The 25924-nt window shown below is 52.7% G+C and carries 21 protein-coding genes; 8 read left to right on the top strand and 13 right to left on the bottom strand.

Features of this window, described 5'->3' with window-relative positions; translation table 11 throughout:
* Positions 1-33 precede the first annotated feature (33 nt).
* The 4 genes from pcnB to panC are packed head-to-tail and all read left to right on the top strand — an operon-like array spanning position 34 to position 3597.
* A complete protein-coding gene (gene pcnB / locus L4174_RS02235; RefSeq protein WP_248143959.1) occupies positions 34-1404 on the top strand; it encodes a polynucleotide adenylyltransferase PcnB in 1371 nt (456 codons plus the stop codon).
* Positions 1401-1886, top strand: a complete 486-nt coding sequence (gene folK / locus L4174_RS02230; RefSeq protein WP_248143958.1) for a 2-amino-4-hydroxy-6-hydroxymethyldihydropteridine diphosphokinase — start codon at positions 1401-1403, stop codon at positions 1884-1886. The genes pcnB and folK overlap by 4 nt, the downstream gene beginning before the upstream one ends.
* Before the next feature lie 25 nt (positions 1887-1911).
* Entirely contained in the window at positions 1912-2706 is a 795-nt protein-coding gene (gene panB / locus L4174_RS02225; RefSeq protein WP_248143957.1) for a 3-methyl-2-oxobutanoate hydroxymethyltransferase, read from the top strand.
* Between the two features lie 12 nt (positions 2707-2718).
* Entirely contained in the window at positions 2719-3597 is an 879-nt protein-coding gene (gene panC, locus L4174_RS02220; protein ID WP_248143956.1) for a pantoate--beta-alanine ligase, read from the top strand.
* A gap of 91 nt (positions 3598-3688) precedes the next feature.
* Here panC and L4174_RS02215 read toward each other — a convergent pair whose 3' ends face one another.
* Together L4174_RS02215 and L4174_RS02210 are read right to left on the bottom strand one after the other, a co-directional pair.
* Entirely contained in the window at positions 3689-4459 is a 771-nt protein-coding gene (locus L4174_RS02215) for an ABC transporter permease (RefSeq protein ID WP_248143955.1), read from the bottom strand.
* Positions 4456-5379, bottom strand: coding sequence for an ABC transporter ATP-binding protein (locus tag L4174_RS02210; RefSeq protein WP_248143954.1), 924 nt, complete (start codon positions 5377-5379; stop codon positions 4456-4458). The genes L4174_RS02215 and L4174_RS02210 overlap by 4 nt, the downstream gene beginning before the upstream one ends.
* Before the next feature lie 158 nt (positions 5380-5537).
* On the opposite strand from L4174_RS02210, the gene can reads away from it, so the two are divergent.
* Positions 5538-6194, top strand: coding sequence for a carbonate dehydratase (gene can / locus L4174_RS02205; protein ID WP_248143953.1), 657 nt, complete (start codon positions 5538-5540; stop codon positions 6192-6194).
* Between the two features lie 66 nt (positions 6195-6260).
* Here the strand turns inward: can and hpt are convergent, their stop codons facing one another.
* Positions 6261-6794, bottom strand: a complete 534-nt coding sequence (hpt, locus tag L4174_RS02200) for a hypoxanthine phosphoribosyltransferase (protein WP_248143952.1) — start codon at positions 6792-6794, stop codon at positions 6261-6263.
* Positions 6795-7002: 208 nt separating this feature from the next.
* Here hpt and L4174_RS02195 point away from each other — a divergent pair, with 208 nt between their 5' ends.
* Positions 7003-7605, top strand: a complete 603-nt coding sequence (locus L4174_RS02195; RefSeq protein WP_036749519.1) for a TetR/AcrR family transcriptional regulator — start codon at positions 7003-7005, stop codon at positions 7603-7605.
* 16 nt (positions 7606-7621) lie between these two features.
* On the opposite strand, the gene L4174_RS02190 is transcribed toward L4174_RS02195, so the two are convergent.
* The 6 genes from L4174_RS02190 to L4174_RS02165 form a co-directional block, all read right to left on the bottom strand.
* Entirely contained in the window at positions 7622-8659 is a 1038-nt protein-coding gene (locus L4174_RS02190) for an ABC transporter ATP-binding protein (protein ID WP_248143951.1), read from the bottom strand.
* Positions 8659-10287, bottom strand: a complete 1629-nt coding sequence (locus tag L4174_RS02185; RefSeq protein WP_248143950.1) for an iron ABC transporter permease — start codon at positions 10285-10287, stop codon at positions 8659-8661. The genes L4174_RS02190 and L4174_RS02185 overlap by 1 nt, the downstream gene beginning before the upstream one ends.
* 151 nt (positions 10288-10438) lie before the next feature.
* Positions 10439-11452 (bottom strand): Fe(3+) ABC transporter substrate-binding protein, encoded by a 1014-nt coding sequence (locus tag L4174_RS02180; protein ID WP_248143949.1) that lies wholly within the window; start codon positions 11450-11452, stop codon positions 10439-10441.
* A gap of 164 nt (positions 11453-11616) precedes the next feature.
* Positions 11617-12846, bottom strand: coding sequence for an ammonium transporter (locus L4174_RS02175; protein ID WP_248143948.1), 1230 nt, complete (start codon positions 12844-12846; stop codon positions 11617-11619).
* Positions 12847-12875: 29 nt separating this feature from the next.
* A complete protein-coding gene (locus L4174_RS02170) occupies positions 12876-13214 on the bottom strand; it encodes a P-II family nitrogen regulator (protein ID WP_027253649.1) in 339 nt (112 codons plus the stop codon).
* Positions 13215-13408: 194 nt separating this feature from the next.
* Positions 13409-13777: a YacL family protein gene (locus tag L4174_RS02165; RefSeq protein ID WP_248143947.1), complete on the bottom strand. Its 369-nt coding sequence runs from the start codon at positions 13775-13777 to the stop codon at positions 13409-13411.
* A 198-nt stretch (positions 13778-13975) separates the two neighbouring features.
* On the opposite strand from L4174_RS02165, the gene L4174_RS02160 reads away from it, so the two are divergent.
* Positions 13976-15145: a glycerate kinase gene (locus L4174_RS02160; protein WP_248143946.1), complete on the top strand. Its 1170-nt coding sequence runs from the start codon at positions 13976-13978 to the stop codon at positions 15143-15145.
* A 65-nt stretch (positions 15146-15210) separates the two neighbouring features.
* On the opposite strand, the gene acnB is transcribed toward L4174_RS02160, so the two are convergent.
* Positions 15211-17808 (bottom strand): bifunctional aconitate hydratase 2/2-methylisocitrate dehydratase, encoded by a 2598-nt coding sequence (gene acnB / locus L4174_RS02155; protein ID WP_248144204.1) that lies wholly within the window; start codon positions 17806-17808, stop codon positions 15211-15213.
* A 215-nt stretch (positions 17809-18023) separates the two neighbouring features.
* Positions 18024-20300, bottom strand: coding sequence for a patatin-like phospholipase family protein (locus tag L4174_RS02150; protein ID WP_248143945.1), 2277 nt, complete (start codon positions 20298-20300; stop codon positions 18024-18026).
* A gap of 98 nt (positions 20301-20398) precedes the next feature.
* On the opposite strand from L4174_RS02150, the gene L4174_RS02145 reads away from it, so the two are divergent.
* Entirely contained in the window at positions 20399-22312 is a 1914-nt protein-coding gene (locus L4174_RS02145; protein WP_248143944.1) for a methyl-accepting chemotaxis protein, read from the top strand.
* 126 nt (positions 22313-22438) lie between these two features.
* Here L4174_RS02145 and lpdA read toward each other — a convergent pair whose 3' ends face one another.
* The gene (gene lpdA, locus L4174_RS02140) at positions 22439-23863 is read right to left on the bottom strand and encodes a dihydrolipoyl dehydrogenase (RefSeq protein ID WP_248143943.1); all 1425 of its coding nucleotides are present in this window, start codon (positions 23861-23863) and stop codon (positions 22439-22441) included.
* 187 nt (positions 23864-24050) lie between these two features.
* Complete coding sequence (gene aceF / locus L4174_RS02135; protein WP_248143942.1) at positions 24051-25919, bottom strand: pyruvate dehydrogenase complex dihydrolipoyllysine-residue acetyltransferase; 1869 nt, start codon at positions 25917-25919, stop codon at positions 24051-24053.
* Between the last annotated feature and the right edge of the window lie 5 nt (positions 25920-25924).

Here is a 25924-nt window from a genome sequence, read left to right as displayed (position 1 = left end):
TTTAGTCGAGTCGCCAGCTTTTGCCGTAAAGTATTGACCCGAGAGCAAAATGCTTCGGGTAACAAGGAGCCAAGCTTGCAAGTTTATCAACGCCAGGAGCATGGTATTTCCCGCAAAGACATCAGCGAAAATGCGCTGAAGGTACTCTATCGCCTCAACAAAGCCGGTTTCGATGCTTATTTAGTCGGCGGTGGTGTGCGGGATCTGCTGCTGGACCAAAAACCCAAAGATTTTGATATTGCGACCAACGCAACGCCGGAAGAAATTAAAGCGCTGTTCCGAAACTGCCGCCTGATTGGCCGCCGTTTCCGTCTGGCCCATATTCTGTTCGGCCGCGATGTAATTGAAGTTGCCACCTTCAGGGGTCACCATGATGCCGGCTCAGTCAAAGCCCCGACAGGGAAGCAGGCTGTTTCGTCCCGCAATCATGAAGGCATGCTGCTGCGCGATAATGTCTACGGCACCATTGATGAAGACGCGGAGCGCCGGGATTTCTCCATTAATGCCCTGTATTACAGCATTAAAGATTTCACCGTCACGGATTATGCCAACGGGGTGCAGGACCTGCAAAACCGGCTGGTGCGCCTGATTGGCGATCCGGAAACCCGTTATCGTGAAGATCCGGTGCGGATGCTGCGGGCCGTGCGCTTTGCTGTCAAACTGGACATGCAGATTGAAACTGCGACCGCTGCACCTATCCGGGAACTATCGACCCTGCTGCAGGACATTCCGCCGGCACGTCTGTTTGAAGAAAGCCTGAAGCTGCTGCAATCCGGACAAGGCCTGGATACCTACAAAATGCTGCGGGAATACAATCTGTTCCAACAGCTGTTCCCGATTCTGACCGAACACTTCACTGAAGATCACAGCAGTCAGACAGAGCGGATGATTGAACACATTCTGGCAGCAACCGATGCGCGCATCGCTGACGGGAAACGGGTCAACCCGGCCTTTATGTTCGCCGCCATGCTGTGGTATCCGGTGGTCACCCGTGCGGAAGAAATTTCCAGTACCGGCGGCCTGAATGACTATGACGCCTTCATGATTGCGGCCAATGACATTCTGGATGAACAGGTCAAGACGATTGCCGTTCCGCGCCGTCTGACGACCACAGTCCGCGATATCTGGCAACAGCAGCACCGCTTTGAGCGCCGTTTTGGCAAACGCGCTTTTACCATGCTGGAAAACCCGAAATTCCGGGCTTCCTTTGATTTTCTGGAAATGCGTGGTCAGTTCGAAGGCGATGACATCGCTGAACTGGCAACCTGGTGGCATCAGTTCCAGTTTGCCGAGCGCAATGATCGCAATAAAATGGTGCAGGAACTGAACGGCGGAAACGGACAGAAACGGCGCCGCCGTCGTCCGGCCCGACGCAAGAAGCCTCAGGCGAAATCAGCGTCATGATCCGCGCATATATCGCTATTGGCAGCAATCTGAATGATCCGGTCAGCCAGGCGCATCAGGCCATGGCTGCCCTGCGACAGTCGCCGGATATTCAGGTTGTCGCCGAATCCTCGCTGTATAGCAGTACCCCGATGGGGCCGCAGAATCAGCCGGATTATATCAATGCCGTGGTTGCCATCGACACAACACTGGCACCGCTGGCGCTGCTCGACCTGACCCAACAGATCGAGCAGGAACATGGAAGGGTCCGCAAAGCCGAGCGCTGGGGCCCGCGCACTCTGGATTTGGATATCCTGCTCTACGGCGATTTGCAACATCACTGCGAACGCCTGACAATTCCGCACTATGGCATGAAAGTCCGTGAATTCGTTCTGTATCCACTGGCTGAGATTGCCCCTGAACTCGTCCTGCCCGATGGCACCGTTCTGACCGAACTGTTATCCGGGGTGGACCGTAATGGCCTGCGAGTGTGGCAATCCTGACACACCCGGGATAAGGGAGAAAATAATGAAGAAAATTACCATTAACGACCTGATGAAATGGAAGCAGGAAGGTCGTAAGTTTGCATCACTCACCGCATACGATGCGAGTTTTGCTCAGCTGTTCGAGCAACAGGAAGTCCCGGTGCTTCTGGTCGGTGACTCTCTGGGCATGGTCCTGCAGGGCCAGACCGATACTCTGCCCGTCACCATTGATGACATGGCTTACCACACCCGCAGTGTCCGGGTCGGCAGCCCGAATGCCCTGTTGCTGGCCGATCTGCCGTTCATGACCTATGGTACGCCGGAGCAAGCCTGCGAAAATGCCGCAAAACTGATGCGTGCCGGGGCCAACATGGTGAAACTGGAAGGCGGCACTTGGCTCGCTGAAACCGTTCGCACCCTGACAGAGCGCGCCGTTCCTGTCTGCGCCCACCTGGGCCTGACGCCTCAGTCGGTTAACATTTTCGGCGGTTATAAAATTCAGGGCCGCGATCAGGCCCGTGCCGATGAGATGCTGGCCGATGCCATTGCCCTGCAAAATGCTGGCGCCCAGATTGTGGTACTGGAATGTGTACCGGCTTCGCTGGCAAAACGAATTACAGAAGCGCTGGATATCCCAGTCATTGGTATTGGTGCCGGTAACGTCACTGACGGCCAGATCCTGGTCATGCATGATATGCTGGGCATCTCTGCCAACTATATGCCACGCTTTTCTAAAAATTATCTGGCACAGACCGGGGATATCCGCAAAGCGGTTTCCCAGTATCTGTCAGAAGTGGAAGCGGGAACCTTCCCGGCTCCTGAGCATACCTTTGAGTAAGGAAAACCCAACATGCAGACTTTTGCTGAGATTGCTCCTGTTCGTGAACAGATTCGGGCCTGGCGCCGTGATGGCCGCCGGATTGCCTTCGTTCCGACCATGGGGAATCTGCATCAGGGGCACCTGACTCTGGTTCGCAAAGCTCGCGAACAGGCTGACGTTGTGGTTGTCAGCATCTTTGTGAACCCAATGCAGTTCGACAAAGCTGACGACCTGAACAATTACCCGCGAACGCTGGATGAAGATCTGGCCAAACTGAACGGTGAAGGTGTGGAACTGGTCTTCACACCGACGCCCGATATCATCTATCCGAACGGCATGGATCGCCAGACCTTCGTTGAAGTTCCGGGTCTGTCGCACATGCTGGAAGGTGCGCTCCGTCCTAGCCATTTCCGTGGTGTCTCCACGATTGTGAGCAAGCTGTTCAATATCGTACAGCCGGATGTAGCCTGTTTTGGCGAGAAAGACTTCCAGCAGCTGGCATTAATCCGCCAGATGGTGACCGATCTGGCGATGCCAATTGATATCATCGGTGTCCCGACTGTCCGTGAAATGGATGGCCTGGCGATGAGCTCCCGGAATGGCTATCTGACCGTGGATGAACGTCAGCGTGCACCCGTACTGGCGAAAACCATGCGCTGGATCAGCAGTCAGATCCGTGGCGGACGCCGTGACTTTGATGAAGTGGTGCTGGATGCCAACGATCAGCTGCGTGCTGCCGGACTGGAACCGGATGAAATTTACATCCGTGACGCCCGCACCCTGCAGGTCGTGGGAGAAGAAACCAGTCAGGCAGTCATCCTGATGTCTGCATTTCTGGGGAAAGCCCGCCTGATCGATAATCAGGTGATTGAACTGGGTACCCCGGCATCAGAGTCTGAGTCTTCCTGAACAGATTCAACTGATTGATAAAAAAAGCCCCGGCACTTGTTGCCGGGGCTTTTTGATGGTTTCGGTGATGATTTCGGGAGACAGAATCACCTCAGGATCGTAAGCCAATCCCTTTCGAAATCAGATAATGTGCAATGCTGTACAGCACCAGCACAAATGCCAGCAGCACACTGAACGCGGTCCCGATTCCGACATCCGAAACACCCAGAAAGCCATAACGGAACGCATTGACCATATAGACAATCGGGTTGAGCTTAGACACCCACTGCCAGACTTCAGGCAGCAGACTTAAAGAGTAAAATACGCCTCCCAGATAGGTCAGCGGTGTCAGCACAAACGTCGGAATAATGCTGATATCATCAAAGGTTCTCGCAAACACGGCATTGATCAGCCCGCCCAGTGAAAACACCACAGAGGTCATGATGACCGTGGCGACAATCACCCCGAGATGAGCGATCTGCAAGTCCACAAACAATAAAGAGACCCCGGTGACAATCACACCGACTCCCAGCCCGCGCAGCACACCACCGCCAATATATCCGGCAATGATGACGAAGTTAGGCACCGGTGCGACCAGCAATTCCTCAATATTATGCTGAAACTTGGCACTGAAGAATGAAGACGCCACATTGGAATACGAGTTGGTAATCACCGACATCATAATCAGTCCGGGCACGATGTATTCCATGTAGGTAAAGCCGCCCATTTCTCCGATGCGACTGCCGATCAAACTGCCGAAAATAATGAAATACAGCGTCATGGTGATGGCCGGCGGCACCAGCGTCTGTACCCAAATACGGGCGAATCGGTTCACTTCTTTACTGATCAGGCTTTGAAACGCAATCCAGTACTGATATCTCATGCAGACGGTGCTCCCTTACTCTGAGCTACTAAGGTCACGAATAACTCCTCCAGACGGTTGGCTTTATTTCGCATCGAGAGGACTTCAATCCCCTGTGCCGACAACTGGCTGAAGACGGCATTCAGACCTGTACCCTTATGAATATCAATTTCCAGGGTATGATTGTCCGGCATTTTCCATGCAATGCCCGCCAGATCCGGTTTGCTGCCATTTAAGGTCACATCCAGAATAAAGGTTTCCACCTCAAGCTTGGCCAGCAGAGATTTCATACTGGTGTGCTCAATCAGCTCACCATGATTGATAATCCCGATATTACGGCACAGCATCTCTGCTTCTTCCAGGTAATGGGTGGTCAGGATAATGGTCACGCCCTGACGATTGATTTCCCGCAGAAATGTCCACATAGAGCGACGCAGTTCAATATCGACCCCGGCGGTCGGTTCATCCAGAATCAGCAGCTTCGGCTCATGCATCAGGGCCCTCGCAATCATCAGACGCCGCTTCATCCCTCCGGACAGATTACGGGCACGCTCGTTGCGTTTCTCCCACAGATCCAGCTTGGTCAGGTATTTTTCCGCCCGTTCTTTCGCCAGCGTACGCGGGACACCGTAAAAACCGGCCTGATTGATGACAATCTGTTCAACCGTTTCAAACTGGTTGAAGTTAAATTCCTGCGGCACCAGGCCCAGCTGATTCTTCGCTTCCACCAGGTGGGTGTCGATATCGTACCCAAACACCTTCACCTTTCCGGACGTCTTGTTCACCAGTGAGCTGATCACACCAATCGTGGTGGACTTCCCTGCGCCGTTGGGACCAAGCAGCGCAAAGAAGTCTCCTTCTTCTACCGTCAGGCTCATTTCCTTCAGGGCTTGCACCCCGGGATAGACCTTATTTAAATGAGTAATTTCTAATGCATTCATACAATACGCTTGAGATTTGTTATAAATCGTTAAATTATCAACTAATCGGATTTGCAAGTCGCCTTGCAAGTGTATAGTAATGACCTGTTTATCTTTGAATCTGTCTGAGTATACAGAGCAAAGATAAACAGCCCAATGTAGCAAACTAAGGTGTTGTCATGGCAGAAATTAAACAGTTATTCGCCAATAACTTTTCCTGGTCGGAAAAAATCAAATCCGAAGATCCCGAGTTTTTCTCACATCTGGCTAAAGCACAGCACCCAGAGTACCTGTGGATTGGCTGTTCAGACAGCCGGGTACCCGCAGAACGGCTGACCGGTCTGGATTCCGGTGAATTGTTCGTCCACCGGAATGTCGCCAATCAGGTGATTCATACTGATCTGAACTGTCTCTCTGTCGTTCAGTATGCCGTGGATGTCCTCAAGGTGAAACATATCATCATTTGCGGTCACTATGGCTGTGGTGGTGTCGCAGCATCAATTGACAACCCGCAACTGGGCCTGATCAATAACTGGCTGCTGCACATTCGGGACCTGTACCTGAAACACCGCAGTGATCTTGGCAAGCTGCCTCGTGAGGAATGGGCCGACAAACTGTGTGAAATCAATGTGGCATCACAGGTATACAACCTGGGGAACTCCACCATCATGCAGCAAGCGTGGGAACGCGGCCAGAAAGTGAAGATTCACGGCTGGGTCTACGGAATCGGTGACGGTAAACTCCGTGATCTGGGTGTGACCGCGACCAGCCGGGAAACCCTGGAAGTGTCTCATCAGGACGCAATGGCCAGTATCCTGCAGGGTTCACTCAAGTAACCCTGAAACAAAAAGCGACCCTGAGGTCGCTTTTTGTTTTATCACACCAAACTGAATGACGGCTGATCAGTCTTCCAGCGGTACCACTTTTCCGATAAACGGCAGGTGGCGATACTTCTGGGCATAGTCGATCCCGACACCGACAACGAACTCATCCGGAATCTCGAAACCAATCCATTCGGCATCCACGGCCACTTCACGGCGCTCAGGTTTATCAAGCAACGTACAGATGCGAATCGAGTTCGGATTCCGCAGTGCCAGAATTTCACGTACTTTATTCAAGGTGTTACCGGTATCGATAATATCTTCGACCAGCAGAACATCTTTACCTTCAATTTCGTCATCCAAATCTTTCAGAATCCGGACATCTCGGCTGCTTTCCATGGCATTGCCGTAGCTGGAAGCGGTCATAAAATCGACTTCGTGCGGAAGCTCAATCGCACGGGCCAGATCGGCCATAAAGACAAAGGAACCACGCAGCAACCCAACCATGACGAGGTTTTCTGAGCCCTGGTAGTAGGCGGTGATTTGCTCTCCCAGCTCTTTGATCCTAGCCTGAACATCCTGCTCAGAAATCATGACTTCAATGGTATGCTTCATTTACTTCTCCATATGCGCATCTGGCATGCGCCTGGTTCTCTGTGATGACTAAAAGGCTATTCTAACATCCTTAATCAAGAAAAGTTATCCATCCATTCTTCGAGCCATGCTGCACCCCTGAACAAATCAGGATTGAACCAAATCACAGCCTGATGTAGAGTTATTAAGCAAAGTGCATATTAAAATGATTGGCTAGGGAATTTGTAGCATGGACACCATAGTTAAGAAAACGAGGACACGTCTCTCACCCGAGAAACGTAAACAACAACTTCTCAAGTGTGCGCTGGAAGTATTTGCCCGCAGGGGAATTGGTCGTGCCGGCCATGCCGACATTGCTGACATGGCCAATGTTTCAGTGGCGACTGTATTCAATTACTTTCCAACCCGTGAAGCACTCGTTGAGCAAGTTCTTTATCAGGTTGAGCGCAAGTTCAACGAACTGTTAAACCTGTGTCTGGGAGAAGAACATGACACCATCCACGGTCACCTGAGCTGTATTACAGGCTATTTGATTGATGCCGTCATTGAGCAGCAAGACTGGCTCAAAGTATGGTTCGAATGGAGTACTTCCGTCCGTACTGAAACATGGCCCCAATTCCTGGATGCAAACCAGCCTAACCTGAAACAGGTCACCAACATTTTTGAACTGGGTAAACAAAACGGCCAGCTGAGTACTGATATCGCATCTTACGATCTGACCTGGTTGCTGCATGGTCTCTGTTATGTACTGTACCTGCGCGCCAACATTGAACCCAACAAAGACAGCATGCAGGCACAGGCCGATGCTTACATCAGCCTAATGTTCCCGTAAACAGACAACTTCAGCGTCAGCTGGCAGCCGCCAGCAACACCGATTGGTATAAATCCAGTTCCACGGACACGCGCTGACCTGTTTGCAGGATCATAGGGGTATTCACAATCAGGTGGTGCCCCTTATAGTTCACCGTATAACGACAACTGTCTCCCATAAACTGCTGCTCCAGAATTTCCCCTTCTCCCTCATCATCCTCAATGAGTCTCAGATTCTGCGGCCTGACCAGCCACTCAAGATGCTTTCCTTCTCCGAATGTCACCGCGCGGGACAAATCGACCGGACCGAGTGGCGTCTGCAATTCATGATGATGTACGGTTGCCGGTAAGTAAGAACCAGTACCAAGAAAGTCTGCCACAAACCGGCTGCAGGGCTGGTAATACAATTCCGCCGCCGTGCCGAACTGTTCGATCACGCCGTTATGCATCACGGCAAGGCGATCCGCAAAGGCAAAAGCTTCTTCTCGGCTGTGAGTCACGAAGATAGCTGTCACGCCCTGTGCTTTAAAGATCCGGCGGATTTCCCGGATCAAACCATGTCTGACCTGAGTATCAATATTGGAGAACGGCTCATCCAGCAAGATCAGATCCGGTTCACAGGCCAGTGCCCGGGCGATGGCTACACGCTGCTGCTGCCCGCCGGACAACTGATGAGGATAACGCTGTCCCAGCCCGTCCAGACGGACCAGTGACAACATCTCAGCGACCTTGGTCGCGGCTTTGGCTTTGCTCCAGTGACGCAGACCAAACGCAACATTCTCTGCTACGGTCAGATGCGGAAATAGTGCATAGTCCTGAAAAATCATGCCAATGTTACGGTTTTCAGGCGGGACCCAATGATGACTGTCCGCTATCGTCCGGTCATTAATAACCATACGCCCCTGTTCCAGCGGCAACAGACCTGCAATCGCTTTCAGTAACGTGGTTTTACCGCATCCGCTGGCCCCCAGCAAACAGACGATTTCGCTGTCTTCGACCACCAGAGACAAATTTTCCAGAATTGCCTGGCCGTTATAACGGCACGTCAGATTTTGGACGGATAACGCATGATTCATCAATGTGATTGCTCCAGTGAACGGTTGATAACAACCAGTGGGATCAAACCAACCAAGACAAGCAAAATGGCTGGCAGTGCCGCCAGTTCCAGCTGCTCATCAGAGGCATAGTTGAAAACGTAGGTTGCCAGGGTCTCAAAATTGAACGGACGCAGCAGCAAAGCTGCATTCAGCTCTTTCATGGATTCAATGAACACCAGCAGGCCGGCAATCAGACAGCCTCGTCGGATCAGCGGGAGGTGCACCCGGCGCAGCATTGACACGGAAGCACATCCCATTGTTTTCGCGGCCATGTCGAGTGACGGAGAAATCTTAGCCAGACTGCTTTCCACACTCCCGACAGCCACAGCGCCAAAACGGACAACAAAGGCAAAAATCATCGCAAACATCGTGCCGGAAAAAACCAGTCCGGGGCGGCCCCAGTCCATGGTGCGGGTGATGTCATTGAGCAGATGATCAGCTGACGTCAGCGGGATCATCACGCCGATCGCCAGAACAGTCCCCGGGACCGCGTATCCCATGGCGCTCATCCGCATCGGCGCCAGACTCGCAGGCCTGCCATCCAGACGATTGTAAAAGTTCACCAGCAACGCTACCAACACCGCCAGTAATGCCGCGCTCACGGAAACCATCAGGCTGTTCAGCGTGTAGTCCCGGAACTCTGCTGTCCAGCTTTGCGCGAAGTAGTGCCAGGCGTAATACATCAGTTGCAGCAACGGCAATACAAAAGCAAAACCGATCAGCCCCCAGCACCAGACCAAAGCCATCACTTTTTTCCAGCCGGACAGCGTGTATCGCACATCTTCATTCAGTCCATTGTGCTGCTGAAAAAGTTTCTGACGCCTGCGGCTGAATCGTTCTGCACTGATGAGCAAAAAGATCGCCAAAAGCATCAACGCTGAAATCTTCGCAGCGGCATTCAGATTGGAATATCCCAGCCAGGTGTCATAGACCGCAGTGGTCAGAGAATGGACGGCAAAGTAACTGACCGTCCCAAAGTCGCCCAGTGTTTCCATGGCAACCAGTGACAGTCCTACCGCAATGGACGGACGAGCCAAAGGCAAAGAGATACGCCGGAAGCTCTCCAGCGGCGAACACCGCAGCAACCGGGCCGACTGCAACAGGCTGGCGCTCTGTTCCATGAATGCGGTTCTCGCCAACAGATAAATATAGGGATATAAGACCAGCGCCAGAACAAGACAGGCGCCGCCCAACGTGCGAATGTCTGGGAACCAGTAGTCCTGATAGCTCTGCCAGCCAAACCAGTCACGCAGCAAAATCTGAACCGGACCAGCATAATCCAGCCAGTCGGTATAGATATAACCGATAATATAACCCGGCATCGCCAGAGGCAGCACCAGCGCCCACTGCAGCCACTTTTCCCCGGGTAAACGGCACATGGCCATCAGCCATGCTGCAGGCAGGCCAAAAACAGCAGCAAGCAAAGAGGTTCCGAAGACGAGCCCCAGCGTATTGAGCGTGTAGGTGCCCATCACCGTATCCATCAGGTGTGAGAAAAGCTGATCAGATGCGCCCAGCGCCGTGTAGAAGATGGCCAGAATAGGGATGACCAACAGCATTCCGAACGTCCAGCCACTGGTTTGCCAAAGAGGATATTTGTCTTTCATTGCCTACAACTTAGTATCCTTGACCGGACACGATAGTACTTGTTGCTTCAGTCAAGCAACGCATGCGTCCAAGCAGTCCGCGAAAAAAACGCCCCCAAAGATACCAGACAAAAGTGCAAAAGGGGCCAACCGGCCCCTATTTTTCTTTCACTTACAGGTCAAACTGCACTTCGTCCAGCAGTTTGGTCGCCGCACTGTGATGCTCGGCAATCGCTTCCAGCGGCAGTTTATCTGCCCGGAAGTCGCCCCACGACGCGACCAGCTCGGAACGCGCAACACCAGCTTTCACCGGATACTCAAAGTTCACTTCCGCATACATGTGCTGCGCCTTGTCTGAGGTCAGAAACTCCATCAGCTTCTTCGCGTTATCTTTGTTTGGCGCATATTTTGCCATCGCCATGCCGCTGATGTTGACATGGGTGCCATTCGCCTGTTGGCCCGGGAAGTCAATGTAAACCGACTCAGCCCAGGATTTCTGGCTGTCATCACTCAGCATTTTACCCAGGTAGTAGCTGTTACCAATTGCCAGATCACACAGACCTTCTTTCACTGCTTTCACCTGACCCCGGTCGTTCCCCTGCGGCTTACGGGCCAGATTCGCTTTCACCCCTTCCAGCCAGGTCTTGGTTTCAGCTTCACCGTAGTGAGCAATCATCGAAGAAACCAGAGAGATGTTGTACGGATGTTTTCCAGAACGGGTACAAATCTTGCCTTTCCACTCTGGTTTCGCCAGATCCAGGTAGTCAAAACTGTCCGGCAGATGACCGACACGGTCGCGGGAGGAGTAAACGCTGCGGGTGCGCAGTGTCAGGGCAAACCACTCATCATCAGAATCACGGTACTGAGCCGGGACGTTGGCCTCGATAACTTCGCTTTGCACCGGTTGAACCAGACCTTTCTCGCTCAGCTCCGCCAGGCGGCTAATATCAACAGTCAGAATCACATCCGCAGGGCTGTACTCGCCTTCCTGTACCAGCTTCTCGGCGATACCATCTTTCGCAAATTTCACATTCACTTTGATGCCGGTTTCATCGGTGAATTCTTTCAGCATCGGCTCAATCAAAAAAGGCTGGCGCAGAGAGTAAACATTGACTTCTTCAGCAGCAAGCACTGCTTGTGGCGCAGACAGGCCAAGTAATACGGCTGAGGCTAACAGCTTTTTCATCGAGCAATTCCTTAATACAAAAATGAATGATAACGTTTATCAGTATCGCTCAATTATACTGTAGCAGCCTCGTCCAACAATGCGCTGAAACAAATGAACACAAAAAAACGCTGCCAGTAGCAGCGTTTTTGACATTTTTGTGAATTAGTTCAGATTTAGAGCAATTATTTCACACTGACGAACTCAGGATACGCATCAATACCGCAATCGTGCAGGTCCATTCCCGCCATCTCTTCTTCTTCACTGACACGGATACCCATTGTCACTTTCAGGATGGCCCAGACAGCCAAACTCGCACCAAAGACCCAGGCAAAGATGACTGCTGCGCCCAGCAATTGTGCACCGAAAGTTGCATCTCCATTGCTGAATGGGACGACCATCAGGCCGAAGAAGCCGCACACACCGTGAACAGAAATCGCACCCACAGGATCATCAATTTTCAGCTTATCCAGACCGACAATACTGAAGACCACCACAGCACCAGCAATCACACCGATAATCACAGCTGACATGGGTGACGGAGACAGCGGGTCCGCCGTAATGGCAACCAGACCTGCCAGCGCACCGTTCAGAATCATGGTCAGATCCGCTTTACCCCAGGTGGTTTTACACACCGCAAGTGCAGCAAGAGAGCCCGCCGCCGCCGCCGCATTGGTGTTCAGGAAAATTTTACCGACCGCTGTAGCATTCTCGAAATCGGAGAGCATCAGCTGAGAACCACCGTTGAAGCCAAACCAGCCAAACCACAGGATGAAAGTACCCAGCGTCGCCAGCGGCATATTGGAGCCCGGGATTGGCAGAATTTCACCATTCTTGCCATATTTCCCTTTCCGGGCACCCAGCAGCAGAACACCCGCCAGTGCCGCAGATGCACCAGCCATGTGCACGATACCGGAACCGGCGAAGTCACTGAAGCCGGCTGCAGACAGGAAGCCACCACCCCAGGTCCAGTAGCCTTCAATCGGATAAATGACAGCTGTCAGGACCACAGAGAAAATCAGGAAGACCCAAAGTTTCATCCGCTCAGCCACCGCACCGGAAACAACAGACATCGCAGTTGCCACGAAGACGACCTGGAAGAAGAAATCCGATTCCAGCGAGTGATCCGCCCCTTCAGCCTGAGCACCGAACAAGGTGCCGAATGATGGCAGCCATCCTCCTTCACCATTATCGACGTACATAATGTTGTAACCGATAATCAGATACATGGTGCAGGCAATCGCGTACAGACAAAAGTTTTTCGTCAGAATTTCGGTGGTGTTTTTTGAACGCACAAGGCCCGCTTCAAGCATGGCAAAACCTGCCGCCATCCACATCACCAGCGCACCGGAAATCAGAAAAAAGAAGGTGTCGAGTGCGTAACGCAACTCAGTCACTGTGGTTGATAATTCCATGGTCATCGTCCTCTTATCACATCTTGTTGTTATAATGCTTCGGCATCTGTCTCACCGGTACGGATCCGTACCGCGTGGTCCAGGTCATAAACAAAAATCTTACCGTCACCGATTTTGCCCGTGTGTGCAGCCTTGGTGATTGCCTCAAGAATGATGTCGAGGTTCTCAGCCTGCGTGGCAATCTCCAGTTTGACTTTTGGCAGGAAGTCGACCTGGTATTCCGCACCACGGTACAGCTCGGTGTGTCCCTTCTGACGGCCAAATCCCTTAACCTCAGAAACCGTCATCCCCTCGACGCCGACATCTGCCAGTGCTTCACGAACATCATCCAGCTTGAAAGGTTTGATAATTGCGTTGATGAGTTTCATTAACCTGCTCCTTAAACCTGTGCATCCCTCAGTCAGTACACAGTCAAGTAAACAAGCTTCGTGCCAATTTTTATATCAATTGAAAAACAACAAGTTAAAGAGAAAGAAATCAAATTGCACAAAAAAGCCGCACCATCGTGGTGCGGCTGATTCCCCGAAAAGAAGCAAGTCTCTGCTTCTCTCAGCCGGAAGGGCTACCGGCCGGCGATAAATGCACGCCAAGCATGCAAAACCTGCTCAAGATCTTCAAAGCCGCAACAGGACACTGCTTCGTCATCATAATGGCTCATGTCTTCGTCCAGTTCGTCTTCCGTATTGAAAAACAGGTAGTTGGCTTGAACGATCGCTTCATTATCCTGCAGGTTCAGCGACATTTCTTCCCCGGACAGCTGCCACTCTCTCGTAGTGCCCTTGAGTGCACCAAGATGAGTCAGGATCAGGCTGATCTTCGCCTCGTCATCCTGAACCTCTTCCACCAGCCAGCGTCCCAGGGCCTCATGTCCCATGGAAAAGACGGCATGATAGCTGCCATCCAGCATATTTTTCTTAAACTCGTAATCCATACCTGCCCTACTCTTGTTCTTTTCGCCACCAGGCGGTTTGTCGATTGATCATTTGCTCGATAGACTGAATGCAAAAGGCATCATCACAGCCTGGCATCGCAGTGCGTGCTGAAAGCAGGCGCGCACCATGTCAGGAACTCAGACAAATTGCAACCAGCTTCCTCCCATGCCTCCGGCAGAAGCTGACAAGGCTTGCTTATGAAAATAATTATTGCGCCGGATTCCTACAAAGAAAGCCTGACGGCGATGGAAGTTGCCGATGCCATTGAGCGCGGCTTTCGGCAGGTCATGCCGGATGCTGACTACCACAAACTGCCGATGGCGGATGGCGGCGAAGGAACCGTCCGGTCACTGGTGGATGCGACCGGCGGGCAAATCATCCATCAGCACGTCACCGGGCCACTGGGCAATCAGGTCGAGGCATTTTACGGCTTGCTGGGGGACGGCAAAACGGCAGTCATCGAGATGGCTGCCGCATCAGGGCTGCACCTCGTGCCCATGCATGAACGCAACCCGCTACTGACCACCAGTTACGGTACTGGCGAGCTGATCAAAGCAACCCTGGAACAACATATTGAGCACCTCATCATTGGTATCGGCGGGAGTGCAACCAATGACGGCGGTGCCGGAATGCTGCAGGCGCTGGGAGTCCGGTGTCTCGATCAGCACGGGCAGGAAATTGGCCGTGGCGGTGGCGCCCTCTCAGATCTGACGACCATCGACGTCTCAGGACTGGATCCCCGGCTGGCAGCGCTCAGACTGGAAGTTGCCTGTGATGTCGACAACCCGCTCTGCGGCGCCCATGGAGCCTCCGCCATATTTGGTCCGCAAAAAGGCGCAACGCCAGCGATGGTCGGGCAACTCGACCGGAACCTATCTCACTTTGCTGGCTTGCTCAGCCGCCAGCTTGGCCGTGATATCGGGCACACTCCCGGCGCTGGTGCAGCGGGCGGAATGGGCGCCGCGCTGCTTGCTGTACTCGGTGCAACGTTGCGTCCCGGTATTGAGATTGTGATGGACGCCGTCCGGCTGGACGACGCCATCGCCGATGCCGACCTGGTGATTACCGGTGAAGGCCGGATCGACAGTCAGAGTATTCACGGGAAAACGCCCGTGGGTGTGGCACGGGCTGCAAAGCGCTTCGGATTACCGGTCATTGGGATCGCCGGTAGTTTGTCTCAAGACTGCAGTGTAGTTCACGACCAGGGCATTGATGCTGTGTTCAGCATCGTCAACCGGGCCTGCGATCTGGATGAGGCACTGGCGCAAGGTGCTGCCAACCTTGAGCTGACAGCACGCAACATCGCCGCTTTGCTCACCATGGGCGGTCAGCTGAAAGACAGGCATCATCTCCATAAAGGCGGATAAAAAAACAGAACTAAAAAAGGGAGCCATCGGCTCCCTTTCAATTTACATGTTGTCAGCAGACCGGATTACACCGCCGCCTGAACAATCACATCATCAGCACGTTTGGTGTACTGATCCATGCGGTGGAAGTTCAGATAACGGTATGTATCTGCTGCCGTTGCATTGATTTGCTTCGCGTACTCCAGATACTCATCCAGCGTCGGAATTCGACCCAGAATTGCACCCACAGCAGCTAGTTCAGCAGATGACAGGAAGACATTCGCGCCCGTACCCAGACGGTTCGGGAAGTTACGGGTCGACGTTGACATCACGGTCGCTTTGTCAGCAACACGCGCCTGGTTACCCATACACAGAGAACATCCCGGCGTTTCAATCCGTACCCCGGCACGGCCGAAGATGCCGTAGTAACCTTCTTCAGTCAACTGGTCACGGTCCATCTTCGTTGGCGGTGCAACCCACATCCGGGTGCTCAGCTGACCACCGAATTTATCCAGCAGCTTACCGGCGGCACGGAAGTGACCGATGTTGGTCATACACGAACCAATGAAGACTTCATCAATTGCTGTGCCCTGAACATCAGACAGCAGACGTGCATCATCTGGATCGTTTGGCGCACACAGAATCGGCTCTTTGATCTCAGCCAGATCGATTTCGATCACATGAGCGTAATCTGCATCTGTATCAGCTTCCATCAGTGACGGGTTCGCCAGCCACTCCTGCATCGCAGTGATACGACGCTCGATGGTGCGACGATCACCGTAACCTTCAGCGATCATCCACTTCAGCATCACGATGTTCGATTCCAGGTACTCTGCCACAGATGCCTGAGACAGTTTCACGGTACAACCCGCAGCACTGCGCTCAGCAGACGCATCAGACAGTTCAAACGCCTGCTCCACCGTCAGGTGCTCAACACCTTCGATTTCCAGGATACGACCAGAGAATTCATTGATCTTACCGGCTTTCTCCACGGTCAGCAGACCTTGTTTGATCGCGTAGTAAGGAATCGCATGAACCAGATCACGCAGGGTAATACCTTCCTGCATGTCGCCTTTGAAGCGAACCAGAATGGATTCAGGCATATCCAGCGGCATGACACCTGTCGCCGCAGCGAAAGCAACCAGACCAGAACCAGCCGGGAAAGAAATACCCAGCGGGAAGCGTGTATGCGAGTCACCACCGGTACCGACGGTATCAGGCAGCAGCATACGGTTCAGCCAGGAGTGGATCACGCCGTCACCCGGACGCAGCGAGACACCGCCGCGGTTCATGATGAAATCAGGCAGGGTGTGGTGCGTGTTCACATCCACCGGCTTCGGATAGGCCGAGGTGTGACAGAATGACTGCATGGTCAGGTCAGCCGAGAAGCCCAGACATGCCAGATCTTTCAGCTCATCACGGGTCATCGGGCCTGTGGTGTCCTGAGAACCCACAGTCGTCATCTTCGGCTCACAGTATGTGCCGGGACGGATACCGTCGACGCCACATGCCTTACCCACCATCTTCTGGGCCAGCGTATAACCTTTGCCAGTATCGGCAACAGGCTGCGGACGACGGAAGACTTTCGATGCTTCCAGACCCAGAGATTCACGGGCACGGTCCGTCAGACCACGACCGATAATCAGAGGAATCCGGCCACCGGCGCGGACTTCGTCAATCAGCACGTCTGTTTTCAGCTTGAAAGTCGACACAACTTCGTCGCTGCCGTGACGGCGGACTTCACCTTTGAACGGGTATACATCAATCACGTCACCCATGTTCAGGGCAGTCACGTCCACTTCGATTGGCAGTGCACCTGCATCTTCCATGGTATTGAAGAAGATTGGCGCAATCTTACCGCCCAGGACATAACCACCGGCACGTTTGTTCGGAACATGCGGAATGTCATCACCCATGAACCACAGCACGGAGTTCGTCGCAGACTTACGGGAAGAACCGGTACCCACAACATCACCAACATAAACCAGTTGATGACCTTTTTCTTTCAGGGCCTCAATTTGCTTCATCGGACCAATGCTGCCAGCCTGATCCGGTTCAATACCGTCACGCTCATTTTTCAGCATGGCCAGCGCATGCAGCGGGATATCCGGACGAGACCATGCATCCGGTGCCGGAGACAGGTCATCGGTGTTCGTTTCACCTGTGACCTTAAAGACAGTCAGGGTGATTTTTTCAGCCAGTTCAGGCTTAGACAGGAACCACTCTGCATCAGCCCAGGACTGCAGCACCTGTTTGGCATATTCATTGCCGGCTTTTGCTTTCTCTTCAACATCATAGAAAGCATCAAACATCAGCAGGGTGTGAGACAGGGCCGTCACGGCAATCGGAGCAAGCACAGCATCATCCAGCAGGCTGACCAGCGGCTCAATATTATAACCACCTTGCATGGTGCCCAGCAGTTCAGCGGCTCTTTCTTTGCTGACGATAGGGGAAGAGGCTTCACCTTTGGTAATCGCTGCCAGGAAACCTGCTTTCACATATGCTGCCTCATCCACACCCGGTGGGATGCGGTTTTCCAGCAGATCAATCAGGACGGCTTCTTCGCCTGCAGGGGGATTTTTCAGCAGCTCAACCAGAGCAGCAGTTTGCTCGGCGTCCAGAGGCTTGGGAACAACCCCTTCGGCAGCACGCTCTTCGACGTGTTTACGGTAGGCTTCAAGCACGACATATTCCTCTTTTTTCGGTTTAACCAACCGGTTAAACATCCTTGGAAGTGATTGCCCTCTCCGGTTTTCTCGCACGCATTATGCTTGATTTGATTCAGACCTTTGTGGCGTGCAGGAGAGACCAAAACCGGTTACGGAGCATACCATTTTTAACTAAAAATTAAAATCGGACGGACTTTTACAACATTCACAAAACATGAAAAATCCGCTTCTTACAACTCTCCTCCAAAGAATAAATAAAATGAACTCAGATCTTCTTCGGTCTGACCATAAGCCAGAATGAATGGCCCGAATGGTGTTGTAATTCCGGTAAAAATACTCCCGGCATAATAGCCCGGAATTTCTGAGGCTGAGAGATCCGGGTTATTGTACACCCCGCCCCATTCCACAGAGCCCCCCAGATAAATGGACGAATTAAACAGACCAAAGTCGTTATCCATCAGGTGGTAACGATAAACCAATGCTGAGAAAAGCTTATTATTCCCGGACAAACTGTTTTTCGGGATCCCGGATAAATTCAGAAAGCCGCCCAGTTCTTTCGGATCGAGCCGCAAATCTGCGTCGGAGCGGACTTTACCGTACTCCGCCTTACCCATGACTGTATGGCGACCAAAGGTGTAGGCACCTTTCCAGCCAATATCGAAATGCAGTGAGGAATCTGAAAACTTCTCTCCCTTATAGCGAACGCTGTCATCAGACGACGCGACCTCAGCCAGGAAATAGTGCCCGTCTTTGGGCAAGGTAAAATCATCCAGTGTATCCAGATTGTATCTGAGATAAATCCGACGACTGCTGCGTTTCTCACGTCCCAGCTGGAGAATCCCGGGAAACTCAGTCTCCCCGTTGCCAAACAGGTAACCCAGCCTGAATTCCTGCCACAGCGCCGGCTGCCAACCGATCGAACTGTCAATCGACACATCGCTGAAACGGGCAGCCAGGAAATCATCAATCTTTCTCAGGTCCGGTTCCTCACCGGAAACCGTGACATGCGTATTGGTCACGTCATACGCCATCCCCAGCACGGAGAACCATTCCTGATCACTGGTGAAAGGCACATAGAGTTCAGAGGCAATGCGTTTGTCCGAACCATATTCCAATTCATTCCGCCACTCAGCACCCTTCTCCGACAGTCCGGTGGCCGTCAGCGCCAATCCAATCGAATAGTCCGTGTTATTGGCAAAATCATCTTCCAGAGCAAAACGCATATCAATGAAGTTCGGCCCCCAGCTTTTGGCTTTCACTTCCAGGATCAGAATATGACGGTCATTCCGCCGCACAATGCGGTAATCCACCCGCTCAAACCGGTCCAGCGCATAGAGATCGCGGACACTTTTCTCGAGCTTTTCCGTATTGACTTTCATGCCCGGCTTCAGCTGCAGACGGTCGAGCAACACCGCATCCGCATAATCGCTGTTATTGATCAGCTTAATTTCATCAATCCGCCCTTCTTCCAGAAACTCCAGCTGGCGGCGCGCGGCCTGTTTTTTCTCGATATAGTCCTGATAAATAGTGGCACTTCCCAGGGCCGAGAGCTGAAAACGCTGCGCCTGTACCGTGTGATAGCCGCTGTCAAAGGCTTCGGGCATCCGGTCAAAGTCTGTGGTAGTAATGCCCTGAATATCGGGCCGCAGCAGAAAATCAGCATCCTGCAGCAAGGATTCCTGGCGGGCCGCATTGTCCCGCACCATAAAATCAGTCAGCTGATCCATGACCACCAGATAGTCGGTGAGCTCATCCGCTGTTTTGAAGTCATTGCTGATGTCGACGGCTATCACAACATCCGCGCCCATAGCCTTGACCACCGAAATCGGCAGATTATTGGTGATCCCGCCATCGACCAGTAATTTGCCATCGAGTTTTACCGGCGGTAATAACCCCGGTACCGACATACTGGCCTGCATCGACTCCGCCAGATCGCCCCCGGACAACACAACAGGTTTGAGATGCTCAATATCCGTGGCGACCGCCCGGTAAGGGATCGGCAGCTCATCAAAACTGGCCATCCAGGGCAGATTCCCTGAAGTGGTCCGCAAGATTTCCCCCATTGTCTGCCCCTGAACGAAGCCCCGGGGCACCTTGATTTCCCAGAAAGAAAATCCGAAATCTGTGATGATCTGAAAACGGTCTTCCTGCTGTTTTTCCCGGACCCGGCGTTCACTGCGCTTCACCCGGTCTTCGTAACCGGACGCCCAGTCCACGGTATTCAGAATGGCTTCGATTTCATCTGCGCTCATGCCTGAAGCATACAGCCCCCCGACATAAGCCCCCATGCTGGTTCCGACGATGTAGTCCACCGGTATCTGCATTTCTTCCAGTGCTTTGAGCACGCCAACATGGGCGGCGCCTTTTGCGCCACCGCCGCCCAGCACCAGCCCGACCTTGATCCGCTCAGCATTTTTTTGCTCTGCAAGCACTAAAGTTGATGGAAATACTGCCGATATCACAAGAAATAATGCAAAAAACCGTAACATCCTTTTTTGAAACACCATTTTGATCACGCGGTCAGCCTCCCAAAGGCTGACCTGAAAACACAACTAATCCGCACACTTATACCGCAGATACACCGGTAGCAACAGAGAATTGATGCATGAATATCAAGCACCTTTCCATCAGACAAAAACTTACACTCGCGATGAGTATCGCCGTGATCGCGTCCTGTGCCCTGGTTGGCTACCTCAGCCTGAGCAAGTCGCAGGATATTATTCAGACGCGCCTGCTCAATACTGAGCTGCCGACACGACTGACACAATTTCGTGACAAGGTCGAATCCGAAGTCAAACAATTGCAAAATGCCAGCCAGCAACTGGCTTCCAATACGGCGACGTTGAAACTGCTGGATCAACCCGTCAGTGCGGCCGATAACCAGCAGCTGATTGAACAGCTGAACACCCTGAAAGCGCAATATGGCCTGAATGATGCGTCCATTGCAAACCGCCAGACCGGTGATTACTGGAACCAGAATGGTTTCCTGCGACGCCTGAATCCCGCTCAGGATAGCTGGTTCTTCAGCTTCCGTGACAGCAACAAGTCAAGAATGGTTCAGGTCTTCCGGGAAGCGAACGGTGAGCTGAAGCTCTTTGTCAATTACCAGCAGACCAACGGCAAAGGCATGGCGGGCTTTTCCCGCTCCTTCAATGACATGGCCCACCTGCTGTCGCAATTCAAACTGGAAAAAAGCGGTTTTGTGGTCCTGACCGATGCACAGGGGGTGATCCAGTTGGATCCCAACACCCGTAATCCGGACAAATCCCGTCTGATCGACCGCTTCGGCCCGGACAGCCGGGTTCTGCTGGAAAAAACACCGTTTAACTTGTTTACCACAGAATATCAGGGAGAGAGCCTGCTGCTGGCCTCCAGCTATATTCCGTCCATCGACTGGTTCCTGATTGCTCAGGTCCCTGAGAAAGAAGTCTTCGCCCAGCTGGCGGAAACCAGCCAGCACGTCATGCTGCTGGTCGTACTGACAACCCTGGCGTTCATCGCACTGGCCATCTATCTGAGCCATACCATCACCGGACCGATTCAGCAGGCCGCTGAAACCTTCCGTGAACTCGGAGAAGGCGATGGTGACCTGCGCCGCCGTATCCCGGTGTCCGGCAAGGATGAAATGGCGCAACTGGCCGAAGGCTTCAATGCCTTTGCCAATAAGATCCATACTCTGGTGGCCGATGTAGCTGCCACGGGAACCGAACTGCGGGTTGCCGCCGAAGACGTTTCCACGCACGCACAAACCACCCTGTCTCACAGCCAGAATCAGCGCGACCGAACCCTGCAGGTGGCAACCGCCATCAATGAAATGGGCGCAACCGTCAATGAAATCGCAGGCAATGCAGCCTTTGCGGCTGATTCAGCCTCGCAGGCAACCTCTGCCACCAGCAATGGTCAGCAAGTGGTTCTGAGTGCTCAGGACAGCATCGAACAGCTGGCCGCTGATATGAACAACATGGCCCGGGTCATCAGCGATCTGGCCGATAACACGGTTGCGATCGGCGGCATTCTGGAAGTGATCCGCGGGGTATCTGAGCAAACCAACCTGCTGGCGCTCAATGCCGCCATTGAAGCCGCCCGTGCCGGAGAACAGGGCCGCGGCTTTGCGGTTGTGGCAGAAGAAGTCCGTAACTTAGCCAGCCGGACTGCGAAATCCACCGATGAGATTCAGACCATGATCGACCGTCTGCAGCAGGAAGCCCAGAATGCGGTCAATGCCATGCAGAACAGTCAGCAGCTGACGGAAGCCGGCACCCAGGCTGCGGATGATGCCACCAAGGCCCTGCAATTGATCAATGAACAGATCCTGCAGATATCCGATCTCAACACCCAGGTCGCCACAGCGACGGAAGAACAGTCCACTGTGGTCAGCGACATCAACGTGAATATTGAAGAGATCAACGAGAATACCCAGCGTACCTCAGAAACCGCCAATCAGATGGTTTCTTCCAGTCAGAATCTGCATGCGCTGTCAGTTCGTCTGGAACGCATGGTCAGCAGCTTCAAACAATAATCAAGGCAGCCCCGCCGCGATGGCGGGGAAATCAGACCGGACAGACACCATGTTGTGGGCAGGTCACAGAAAACAAAAAAGCGCCTATCAAGGCGCTTTTTTCATGCTTTCAGAAAAGGTAATGACTTACTTTTTCTTCTTCGCTTTTGCGTTTGGCAGGTCAGTGATCGAACCTTCGAACACTTCAGCAGCCAGACCCACAGACTCATGCAGCGTCGGGTGCGCGTGGATGGTCAGCGCGATATCTTCAGCATCACAGCCCATCTCGATCGCCAGACCGATTTCGCCCAGCAGCTCACCACCGTTGGTACCCACAATTGCACCACCGATCACGCGGTTGGTGTCTTTGTCGAAGATCATCTTCGTCATACCGTCGGCACAGTCAGAAGCAATCGCACGGCCAGAGGCTGCCCATGGGAAGGTTGCAACTTCGTAGTTGATGCCTTCTGCTTTCGCTTCTTTCTCAGTCTTACCAACCCAAGCCACTTCTGGCTCAGTGTAAGCAATTGAAGGAATCACTTTCGGATCGAAGTAGTGTTTCTTACCGGCAATGACTTCTGCAGCCACGTGACCTTCGTGAACACCTTTGTGCGCCAGCATTGGCTGACCCACAACGTCACCAATCGCGAAGATGTGTGGGACGTTGGTACGCATTTGCTTGTCAGTGTTGATGAAGCCACGCTCATCAACGGCAACGCCAGCTTTCTCAGCGTCGATCAGCTTACCGTTTGGTGTACGGCCGATCGCAACCAGAACCGCATCATAACGAACAGGCTCAGCAGGTGCTTTCTTGCCTTCCATTGATACGTAGATACCGTCTTCCTTCGCTTCAACCGCAGTCACTTTGGTTTCCAGCATCAGGTTGAACTTCTTGCTGATACGCTTGGTGAAGACTTTGATGATGTCTTTGTCTGCCGCAGGGATCACCTGGTCAAACATTTCAACCACATCGATCTGAGAGCCCAGTGCGTCATACACGGTACCCATTTCCAGACCGATGATACCGCCGCCCATCACCAGCAGTTTTTCAGGAACTTCTTTCAGTTCCAGCGCATCAGTAGAATCCCAGATACGTGGGTCTTCATGCGGGATAAATGGCAGTTCGATCGGACGAGAACCCGCAGCGATAATCGCGTTATCGAAGTTCACTGTGGTGGTTTCTTCGCCTTCAACAACGATGGTGTTCGGGCCGGTAAATTTACCGTAACCGTTCACAACCGTTACTTTACGCATTTTCGCCATACCACCCAGACCGCCAGTCAGCTGGTTGATGACTTTTTCTTTCCAGATGCGGATCTTGTTGATATCGGTTTGCGGCTCACCGAAGACCACGCCGTGCTCGGCCATGGCTTTCGCTTCTTCGATGACTTTCGCCACGTGCAGCAGTGCTTTCGATGGGATACAACCCACGTTCAGACACACGCCACCCAGAGTGCTGTATTTTTCAATCAGAACCGTTTCCAGACCTAAGTCTGCGCAACGGAAAGCGGCAGAGTAACCGGCAGGACCTGAGCCTAGAACTACGACCTGGGCTTTAATTTCTTTACTCATTATTGACCTCGTTGTAAGTCATCTATCCCTAAACTGGCTGTAAGGCAGAATGCGTTATATTTTTATTTTCAGACCGCGCAACAGTTTACAGACCTGTTATCAACCTGAAAAGGAAAATGGCATTCCCTGTGAGCCAGGCAACAATTCCTTGCCCGTTTATCGGGCAAGGAATCTCGGGTCACACCTATTACAGCACCAGTCGACGAATGTCAGACAGCATGCCGTTCAGGTAAGTAATGAAGCGTGCACCTTCGGCACCGTCGATCACACGGTGATCGTAAGACAGTGACAATGGCAGCATCAGGCGAGGTTCAAAGTCCTTGCCGTTCCATACTGGTTTCATCTCAGACTTAGACACGCCCAGGATGCCCACTTCCGGTGCATTCACGATTGGTGTGAATGCAGTACCACCCAGGCCACCCAGGCTTGAGATGGTGAAGCAGCCGCCCTGCATGTCAGATGCAGTCAGTTTACCGGCACGCGCTTTCTTAGAAATAACCATCAGTTCTTCAGACAGCTCGTAGATACCTTTCTTGTTCACATCTTTGAACACAGGTACAACCAGACCGTTTGGCGTGTCAACCGCGATACCGATGTTGACGTATTTCTTCAGGATCAGGCTCTCACCATCTTCAGACAGAGAAGAGTTGAACGCAGGGAAGGCTTCCAGCGTCTTCGCAACTGCTTTCATGATGAACACCAGCGGGGTGATCTTCATGCCTGAATCTTTCTTCGCTTCGATCGCGTTCTGCTCTTTACGGAATGCTTCCAGTGCAGTGATATCAGCATCATCCCACTGAGTCACGTGCGGAATCATCACCCAGTTACGATGCAGGTTCGCGCCAGAGATCTTCTTAATGCGAGACAGAGGCTTCACTTCGGTTTCACCGAACTTGCTGAAATCAACTTTCGGCCAAGGCAGCAGACCCAGAGCCGCACCGTCGCCTTTGCCAGATGCCGCAGCACCAGACTCCAGACGCTTCAGCGCTTCTTTCACATAGTTCTGAACGTCTTCTTTCAGAACGCGGTTCTTACGGCCAGTGCCTTTCACTTTCGCCAGGTTCACGCCAAACTCGCGTGCCAGACGACGAACAACCGGAGACGCGTGTGCGTATTCGTTGTTTTCAACGAAATCGCCGGTCGCTGCAGGGGCTTCAGCTTTTGCTGCCGGAGCTGCTGCTGGGGCTGCCGCCGGAGCCGCTGCCTGAGGTGCCGCAGCCGGTGCTGCACCTGCTACTTCGAAGACCATGATCAGAGAACCGGTAGACACTTTGTCACCCGTCGCGATCTTGATTTCTTTTACTTTACCTGCGAATGGTGCAGGCACTTCCATCGAAGCTTTGTCGCCTTCCACAGTGATCAGAGATTGCTCTTCTGTCACCATGTCGCCAACTGCAACCATGATTTCAGTGACTTCAACTTCGTCGCCACCGATATCCGGTACGTTCACTTCTTTGTCAGCCGCTGCCGCAGGTGCTGCTGCTGGCGCTTCAACTGCTGCAGGAGCCGCTGCCGGAGCACCTGAACCTGCCACTTCGAAGACCATGATCAGAGAGCCGGTAGACACTTTGTCACCCGCAGCAACTTTGATTTCTTTCAGAACGCCAGCGAATGGTGCTGGTACTTCCATCGAAGCCTTGTCGCCTTCCACAGTGATCAGTGACTGCTCTTCTGCGATGCTGTCGCCGACAGCAACCATGATTTCAGTCACTTCAACTTCGTCACCGCCGATATCCGGCACATGAACTTCTTTCAGTTCTGCTGCTGCCGGAGCCGCTGCAGGTGCTGGCGCCGCTTCAGCTGCAGGCGCAGCCGCTGCTGCACCTTCCGCTTCAAAAATCATAATCAAAGAACCGGTCGACACTTTGTCGCCTTCCGCTACTTTGATTTCTTTCACGATGCCCGCCTGAGAAGCCGGTACTTCCATAGAAGCTTTGTCACCTTCTACGGTGATCAGCGACTGTTCTTCTTCGACCTTGTCACCAACGCTGACCAGGATCTCAGTTACTTCAACCTCATCAGCACCGATGTCAGGTACATTAATTTCGATTGCCATTATTT

Source organism: Photobacterium sp. CCB-ST2H9, from assembly GCF_023151555.2.
In the GTDB taxonomy this organism is placed as follows: domain Bacteria; phylum Pseudomonadota; class Gammaproteobacteria; order Enterobacterales; family Vibrionaceae; genus Photobacterium.
This window is presented reverse-complemented; position numbering and strand designations above follow the sequence as displayed.

What these genes read in the sequence shown, in the direction of transcription:
- L4174_RS02145 (WP_248143944.1), top strand. Translation starts at nt 20,399, where the DNA reads ATGAATATCAAGCACCTTTCCATCAGACAAAAACTTACACTCGCGATG.
- can (WP_248143953.1), top strand. Translation starts at nt 5,538, where the DNA reads ATGGCAGAAATTAAACAGTTATTCGCCAATAACTTTTCCTGGTCGGAA.
- L4174_RS02150 (WP_248143945.1), bottom strand. Translation starts at nt 20,300, where the DNA reads ATGGTGTTTCAAAAAAGGATGTTACGGTTTTTTGCATTATTTCTTGTG.
- panB (WP_248143957.1), top strand. Translation starts at nt 1,912, where the DNA reads ATGAAGAAAATTACCATTAACGACCTGATGAAATGGAAGCAGGAAGGT.
- folK (WP_248143958.1), top strand. Translation starts at nt 1,401, where the DNA reads ATGATCCGCGCATATATCGCTATTGGCAGCAATCTGAATGATCCGGTC.
- lpdA (WP_248143943.1), bottom strand. Translation starts at nt 23,863, where the DNA reads ATGAGTAAAGAAATTAAAGCCCAGGTCGTAGTTCTAGGCTCAGGTCCT.
- L4174_RS02175 (WP_248143948.1), bottom strand. Translation starts at nt 12,846, where the DNA reads ATGGAATTATCAACCACAGTGACTGAGTTGCGTTACGCACTCGACACC.
- L4174_RS02170 (WP_027253649.1), bottom strand. Translation starts at nt 13,214, where the DNA reads ATGAAACTCATCAACGCAATTATCAAACCTTTCAAGCTGGATGATGTT.
- aceF (WP_248143942.1), bottom strand. Translation starts at nt 25,919, where the DNA reads ATGGCAATCGAAATTAATGTACCTGACATCGGTGCTGATGAGGTTGAA.
- panC (WP_248143956.1), top strand. Translation starts at nt 2,719, where the DNA reads ATGCAGACTTTTGCTGAGATTGCTCCTGTTCGTGAACAGATTCGGGCC.
- L4174_RS02195 (WP_036749519.1), top strand. Translation starts at nt 7,003, where the DNA reads ATGGACACCATAGTTAAGAAAACGAGGACACGTCTCTCACCCGAGAAA.
- L4174_RS02180 (WP_248143949.1), bottom strand. Translation starts at nt 11,452, where the DNA reads ATGAAAAAGCTGTTAGCCTCAGCCGTATTACTTGGCCTGTCTGCGCCA.
- L4174_RS02190 (WP_248143951.1), bottom strand. Translation starts at nt 8,659, where the DNA reads ATGAATCATGCGTTATCCGTCCAAAATCTGACGTGCCGTTATAACGGC.
- L4174_RS02210 (WP_248143954.1), bottom strand. Translation starts at nt 5,379, where the DNA reads ATGAATGCATTAGAAATTACTCATTTAAATAAGGTCTATCCCGGGGTG.
- L4174_RS02160 (WP_248143946.1), top strand. Translation starts at nt 13,976, where the DNA reads ATGAAAATAATTATTGCGCCGGATTCCTACAAAGAAAGCCTGACGGCG.
- hpt (WP_248143952.1), bottom strand. Translation starts at nt 6,794, where the DNA reads ATGAAGCATACCATTGAAGTCATGATTTCTGAGCAGGATGTTCAGGCT.
- L4174_RS02185 (WP_248143950.1), bottom strand. Translation starts at nt 10,287, where the DNA reads ATGAAAGACAAATATCCTCTTTGGCAAACCAGTGGCTGGACGTTCGGA.
- L4174_RS02215 (WP_248143955.1), bottom strand. Translation starts at nt 4,459, where the DNA reads ATGAGATATCAGTACTGGATTGCGTTTCAAAGCCTGATCAGTAAAGAA.
- L4174_RS02165 (WP_248143947.1), bottom strand. Translation starts at nt 13,777, where the DNA reads ATGGATTACGAGTTTAAGAAAAATATGCTGGATGGCAGCTATCATGCC.